Below are 279 nucleotides of genomic sequence, written 5' to 3' on the forward strand. Positions count from 1 at the left end.
CGTCATCGAGATGGGTCTCGAACTTCAGACCAAATTCCACCGAGGGATCGACGAAGGTGGTTATCGCATCGAAGGGCACATAGAGCGGCTCGGGCTGGTTGCCGAAATTCAGCGTGATAGAAAACCCGTCCTCGCCCACCTCCAGATTGTCGAACCAGTGCTGGACGACGATGGTGATTTCTTCGGGATAGCGCGCGTGCAGCCATTCGGCCATCTCGATGCCGGTATAGCGGGTGTTGAGCGTGATGAAGAAGTGATGCCCTCCGGGAAGCCCCGAAT

At 57.0% G+C, this 279-nt stretch carries 1 protein-coding gene; it reads right to left on the reverse strand.

Features of this window, described 5'->3' with window-relative positions; genetic code table 11:
• Window positions 1-279 (reverse strand): ClpXP protease specificity-enhancing factor SspB (locus tag JYB63_RS23090; RefSeq protein ID WP_205660249.1); only part of this gene is annotated, 279 nt, incomplete at both ends.

This window comes from Aliamphritea spongicola (assembly GCF_017051665.1).
Taxonomy (GTDB): Bacteria; Pseudomonadota; Gammaproteobacteria; order Pseudomonadales; family Balneatricaceae; genus Amphritea; species Amphritea spongicola.